The following is a 5207-nucleotide window of genomic DNA, read 5'->3' on the forward strand; positions in this document are numbered from 1 at the left end:
GAACAGATTCAAAAGCACCACCCTCAAGCTGCAAACCAGGTCAAAATCGACATTGCCGATGCCAAATACGATATTATTAAAAACTACAACTACATCAGGAGCAAGGGCTCCATACCCATAATCGATTACAATCCCAGAAACGAAAACCTGTCTAAACAGACTCTTATCGATAGAGGATACGACCAGAAAGGCCGGCCTTTTGCGCCCTGCGGTCTGCTTGCCAAACCCAATGGTTTTGATAAAAAACATCAGCGGCTTACATTCTGTTGCTTTAAACAGTGCCTTAAGTTCAGACCAAAAGCCATGGAAAATCTGAACGTTCGCCACAATATCGCTATGTGTCCTCATATTAAAAACCAAACAGGTTTTTCAAAACACATGTATGTCAAAGAGCTTCCCCGTTTGGTAAACGAAATACCGCGGGGTTCAAAACGCTATAATGAAATCAAGAAAATGCGGTCAGCTTCGGAACGAGCTAACAGTACGATAAAAAAAGACCTGAATATTATAGATAAACCCAGAGTCCTTAATATCTCAAGATCAAACATTCTATCTCAATTGGCTGCCATTGTTCTTTTGCTTAAACGTGCATTCAGTTTTATTATCAGAACCACTAACTTGCTCAGAAAGCTTTATGAAATTAATGATCCTGATATAGAAACAATTCTGAAACCTCCTATCATTCCAAAAGCCCTGGCAAACATCATTCAGCTGGAATGATGTTCTCTTTGTTCTGCATCATTATTTGCATATAAATAAACTCTTGGGGACAACTGTTGTCTCCAAAAGAATCTTTGCTGTCTTTTACCGCTATCCCCTCCAAAACATCTTTGATATGCAATGCGTGAAAGGATATTTCGCCGACGTTAACACTTAAATCGACACGGTGGTCGCCTTGCGGCAAATCTTGACCGACTTATTAAATCTCCTTATAACTCAAAACAATTCACAGAAAATCAAAAACGTTGAAGAAATATTGAATTTTGTGACATGTTGTGTCATACTTTGAAATAAAATTCGAAAAAATTATTAAATGGTGAAATATGAATGTGGCAGATAAAATTTGTGAAAAGGTTAGAGATCTTCCGGAGCCGTTGGCACGAGAGGTGCTCGATTTTATCAAGCGAATTTATTCCCAGCATGATATCTGTGTTGAAGAAATGAAAAAAGCTCAGGTGTCGGTAATGCAACAGATTTGGGGAAATAAAGAAGATGACATCTGGAATGAGCTATAGCCCTAGCGACCTTGTGGGTATTCCTTTCCCCTATTCTGATCTAAAAACAAAAAAGAAACGGCCCGTCTTGGTTATAACTCATCCGGATGGGTATGGAGACTTTATATGTGTTGCTGTGACTTCGGTGCCCACACCTGAATACGCAGTAGCAATTGATGATGCCTCAATGAGCGCCGGAAATTTGCCTCGCCAGAGCTGGATCCGCTGTAATAAACTCTTTACCCTTTATATGAGAATACAGGAGTCAGAATACAGAATGCAGAATAAAAACGGTAGTATGGTTATTTTGTCTTCTGACTTCTGACTTCTGACTCCTGTCTCCTGTATTCTCATATAAAATGACCCGCCTTAAGGGATATGCGTATTTAATTTAACAAAATTTAAGACGAGGATTAAATATGGACAAGCACATGGCTTATTGGATTAATTCAGCAGAGCATGACCTTGAAGTTGCTGAATCCTCTTTGATAGCGGGAAATATGATTGGTGTTTATTCGTTGGCCATCTTGTTATAGAAAAAACCCTAAAAGGCTGTTATGTAAAATATAAAAATGATTTTCCACCCCGAAGTCATGATCTTGTTAAATTAGCTGATATGGCGGGAATACAAATGGACGAGGAGATGGTTGAATTTCTTGATGCAGTGAATACTTTCAATATCTCAACCAGATATCCGGATGAAAAATTCAAGTTTTACAAGTTGTGTACAAAAGAATTCGCGGAACAGAATTTTTACCGTATAAAGGAGATTCGGGAATGGCTCTTACAAAAGATATATCCTTGAAGAAAGCCAAACTTTTTATAAGTTTATTGAGACAAAGTGGTATTGATGTCTCTGAAGCGTACCTTTTTGGTTCTGTCATTAAGGATTTGGCTGATAAGGACAGCGATATCGATCTTGCTGTTGTCTCAAGAGATTTTCAGGGTGTGCCGTACTACGATATGAAAAAAATCAGCAAACATAGAAGGAAAGTGGATTTGCGCTTGGAAATTCATCCTTTTTCTTTAAATGAAATAGAAACCGACCCTCCTCAATTTTTCATAAAAATCAAACGAGAGGGACTACGCATTTAGCGTTAACCAAGCAAGATGTTCACCATCAATACTGATGAAACCGTAAAAAGTCCCCGAACCGTCATACCTGCGAAGCTTGTCCTCGCGCAGGCGGGGAGCAGGTATCCAGAACAAGTTGAATTTACTGGATTACCGTTTTTCAGAAAACCTGGCCATTATTAATATATTAACAAAAATAGTTAAGACTTCATCAAATCAAAAAAACAGAGCTTGATCACCCAAAACTCAAAACACAAAACACAACACCCAACACTCAACACAGTTTTTCGTTTCTGTGCTCAACACTCAACACTATCTTCCGTTTCTGCACTCAAAACAGTTTTTCGTTTCTCCAGGCAATTTCAATTGCGGCTTAGGTTTTAAATGAACTGATCGATTTTCGCATTTGTCTCAATTAGCTTCTGTATTTGCAGATAAAAAACGCTTCTTGACACCACAATATATTTATTGTATGGTTTAATACAATTATTTGTCTTATTGTATGCAATATTATGTATTTTAAAATGCAATAGATGGAATATAGACTAAACAAATATACATTGATAGATTTGCTGGGACAGTGGAATACCTTCTTGAGGCGTAAAGTCCATCTTGTTGCATGCGGCGGTACAGCACTGACCTTGATGGACATCAAACCATCGACTAAGGATATCGATTTTATTATTCCGCTTGAAGCAGAGTACCGGCACTTGATCAAAACCTTAAAGGAATTGGGCTATCAGCAGCAAACAGGATCGGGTTGGCACAAAAGTGGAGACCTGTTTGTATTTGACCTGTTTGTGGGGAAACGTATCCACACAACAGAATTGATGGCATCTCCTATTGAAAAAGAAAACTACACGCAGTTTAAGGAATTTTCTAACCTTTATATAGGAATATTAAATCCTTATGATCTTATTGCAAGCAAACTTTTTCGAGGGACACGGGTCGATTTTGAAGATTGCCTGATGCTGTTGAAATCACGTAAAAAAGACATTGATCTTAAGCGGGTTGAGCAGCATATTATAAATCTTGCAAGTTACGACATCTCAGAAAAAAGGATTATCAAAAACCTTGAAAATTTTTTAGATATTGTCAGGAAAGAAAAGCCTTATGGCTAATCAAGCATTAATGGACAACCTGCATAGATTGGGATTTCCTATGATGGAAGCTCAGGAGGAAGTCGATGCCAATCAAACCTTGGCAGAGGTCGTTAAAAGCGAAGACACTCGTTTGTGGGAGGGTTTTGCCGTTTTACTGGCAAATGCCGCCCGGAACTACAATTTTGATTATGACAAACTTAAAAGCTTTTTTATAAAAAAAGAAGATTTGGAAGACTTTAAATCTTTGATTTTATTGTCATTAGCCATGTATCAATATTATCATCTGTCGTTTGACTGGTCGAATCAATTAAAAAAATCCTTATCACCGGAAGATACAACCCGCATAAAAGAGTTAAAGCATCAATTAGTCCACGGGAAAGAGGTCAGTCTTGGCAACAGGCGTCTTGACCCATTCAGGCTGAAACAGATGTTCAACAATTATTTTGAAAAAGATGCTGAAAAATCAAGACAGCTAAAGCAAAAGCACGAGGAGCTGTCGCTTGAATATGCATTGTCGCAATTATTTTCGCCGAAACAAAAGGAGTTGTTCCGGAAGAAATTGAAAGGAGAATTGTTAACAAAAACCGAAAAGGAATATTTTTCCCGCAGCATAAAAAAGAAGGTAGCTGCTCTTGCCAATCCGGAGATCCATCGTCTTGCCCAGAAATTGATGCAATATTGATTTTAATCAAACTGTAATACAGCTAAATGCAATAAAAAATTAGTTAATATATTAACAAAAATCGTTAAGACTACATCAAATCAAAAGGACAGAGCTTGATCACTCAACACTCAAAACACCCAAAATGATCTTTCGGTGAGAACAGAGTGTGAAAATATTAATTCACAGTTTCAATATCATCCCCGATGTGCTTTGACTTTGTTCAGATATTTGTTTATGATAGCAAATAGAACGTAAGAAAGGGATTATGAAGGAGATAATATGCAGGCAAATTCAACTACAAAAGAGATAATTCAAAATATCGGCAAGATATTTGAAAAGGGTTTGCAGAACGAATACCTGTCACGATCTATTGGAAAGATCATCGAATATGAAAAGGAAGAAACCATCAAAGAAGTAAATATTTTTTAAAAAGAACTTTCCTGTTTTGAAAGTGTCTATCAGAGATGATAAGGATGCGAAAAAGTCGGCAGCAATTGATCTTCGAGGGGTTTTAGAAGTAGAGGAATATAAAATGGAAACAAGCGAAATCTCAAAGACAGAACTAAAAAAAATAGTTAAAGAAGCAATAATATCCGTTTTAACTGAAAGAAAGGATTTATTGGAAGACGCTGTATCAGAAGCGATACTAGATATGAAATTAGGTTTAGCTATAGAGGAGGGTGATACAGGAGAGTATGTTTCTGAATCGGAAATCCTATCTAAATTGATGGATTAATTTATGAATATTCTTTATGGGAAAAGATTCAGCAAGGATCTTGATGCTATCAGAAATGAATCAAAAATCAGGAAACGCGTTAGGGAACTGATAGAGGAGATCAAGAAAGCGGGTTCTCTTGCAGATATTAAAGATGTTAAAAAGATTGAAGGATATGCAGAGTATTTCCGTATTAAGATTGGAAATTATCGACTTGGAATAAAACGAAAGCAAAACAATGTTGAACTGATTCGCTTTCTGCATAGGAAAGAGATTTATCGGCGGTTTCCATAATTCTGAGGAGATTTAATAAGTCGGTCAAGATTTGCCGCAAGGCGACCACCGTGTCGATTTAAGTGTTAACGTCGGCGAAATATCCTTTCACGCATTGCATATCAAAGATGTTTTGGAGGGGATAGCGGTAAAAGACAGCAAAG

Annotated in this window: 9 protein-coding genes and 1 pseudogene; all 10 read left to right on the forward strand. The window is 37.3% G+C overall.

Going from position 1 to position 5207, the window contains the following annotated elements; all coding sequences use genetic code 11:
• Positions 1-720: pseudogene (locus VXK47_RS16610) on the forward strand (hypothetical protein); the annotation flags it as partial.
• 323 nt (positions 721-1043) lie between these two features.
• The gene (locus tag VXK47_RS16615) at positions 1044-1235 is read left to right on the forward strand and encodes a hypothetical protein (RefSeq protein ID WP_435549901.1); all 192 of its coding nucleotides are present in this window, start codon (positions 1044-1046) and stop codon (positions 1233-1235) included.
• Positions 1213-1539, forward strand: a complete 327-nt coding sequence (locus VXK47_RS16620) for a type II toxin-antitoxin system PemK/MazF family toxin (protein ID WP_435549902.1) — start codon at positions 1213-1215, stop codon at positions 1537-1539. Before VXK47_RS16615 ends, VXK47_RS16620 begins: the two co-directional genes overlap by 23 nt.
• Before the next feature lie 207 nt (positions 1540-1746).
• A complete protein-coding gene (locus VXK47_RS16625; protein WP_435549909.1) occupies positions 1747-2019 on the forward strand; it encodes a HEPN domain-containing protein in 273 nt (90 codons plus the stop codon).
• Entirely contained in the window at positions 1992-2309 is a 318-nt protein-coding gene (locus VXK47_RS16630) for a nucleotidyltransferase domain-containing protein (RefSeq protein WP_435549903.1), read from the forward strand. The genes VXK47_RS16625 and VXK47_RS16630 overlap by 28 nt, the downstream gene beginning before the upstream one ends.
• A gap of 572 nt (positions 2310-2881) precedes the next feature.
• Positions 2882-3409, forward strand: a complete 528-nt coding sequence (locus VXK47_RS16635) for a DUF6036 family nucleotidyltransferase (RefSeq protein ID WP_435549904.1) — start codon at positions 2882-2884, stop codon at positions 3407-3409.
• Complete coding sequence (locus VXK47_RS16640) at positions 3402-4073, forward strand: hypothetical protein (RefSeq protein ID WP_435549905.1); 672 nt, start codon at positions 3402-3404, stop codon at positions 4071-4073. The genes VXK47_RS16635 and VXK47_RS16640 overlap by 8 nt, the downstream gene beginning before the upstream one ends.
• Before the next feature lie 261 nt (positions 4074-4334).
• Positions 4335-4484 carry a hypothetical protein gene (locus tag VXK47_RS16645; RefSeq protein WP_435549906.1) on the forward strand — a complete coding sequence of 50 codons (150 nt, stop codon included), beginning with the start codon at positions 4335-4337 and terminating at the stop codon, positions 4482-4484.
• Positions 4485-4587: 103 nt separating this feature from the next.
• Positions 4588-4791 (forward strand): hypothetical protein, encoded by a 204-nt coding sequence (locus VXK47_RS16650; protein ID WP_435549907.1) that lies wholly within the window; start codon positions 4588-4590, stop codon positions 4789-4791.
• A gap of 3 nt (positions 4792-4794) precedes the next feature.
• Positions 4795-5064 (forward strand): type II toxin-antitoxin system RelE family toxin, encoded by a 270-nt coding sequence (locus VXK47_RS16655; RefSeq protein WP_435549908.1) that lies wholly within the window; start codon positions 4795-4797, stop codon positions 5062-5064.
• Positions 5065-5207 lie beyond the last annotated feature (143 nt).

It is taken from the genome of Desulfobacterium sp. N47 (assembly GCF_051233685.1).
Lineage (GTDB): Bacteria > Desulfobacterota > Desulfobacteria > Desulfobacterales > RPRI01 > RPRI01.

Excerpts from the sequence above, each read along its gene's own strand:
- VXK47_RS16650 (WP_435549907.1), top strand. The coding sequence starts at position 4,588 with ATGGAAACAAGCGAAATCTCAAAGACAGAACTAAAAAAAATAGTTAAA.
- VXK47_RS16615 (WP_435549901.1), top strand. The coding sequence starts at position 1,044 with ATGAATGTGGCAGATAAAATTTGTGAAAAGGTTAGAGATCTTCCGGAG.
- VXK47_RS16620 (WP_435549902.1), top strand. The coding sequence starts at position 1,213 with ATGACATCTGGAATGAGCTATAGCCCTAGCGACCTTGTGGGTATTCCT.
- VXK47_RS16640 (WP_435549905.1), top strand. The coding sequence starts at position 3,402 with ATGGCTAATCAAGCATTAATGGACAACCTGCATAGATTGGGATTTCCT.
- VXK47_RS16655 (WP_435549908.1), top strand. The coding sequence starts at position 4,795 with ATGAATATTCTTTATGGGAAAAGATTCAGCAAGGATCTTGATGCTATC.
- VXK47_RS16645 (WP_435549906.1), top strand. The coding sequence starts at position 4,335 with ATGCAGGCAAATTCAACTACAAAAGAGATAATTCAAAATATCGGCAAG.
- VXK47_RS16630 (WP_435549903.1), top strand. The coding sequence starts at position 1,992 with ATGGCTCTTACAAAAGATATATCCTTGAAGAAAGCCAAACTTTTTATA.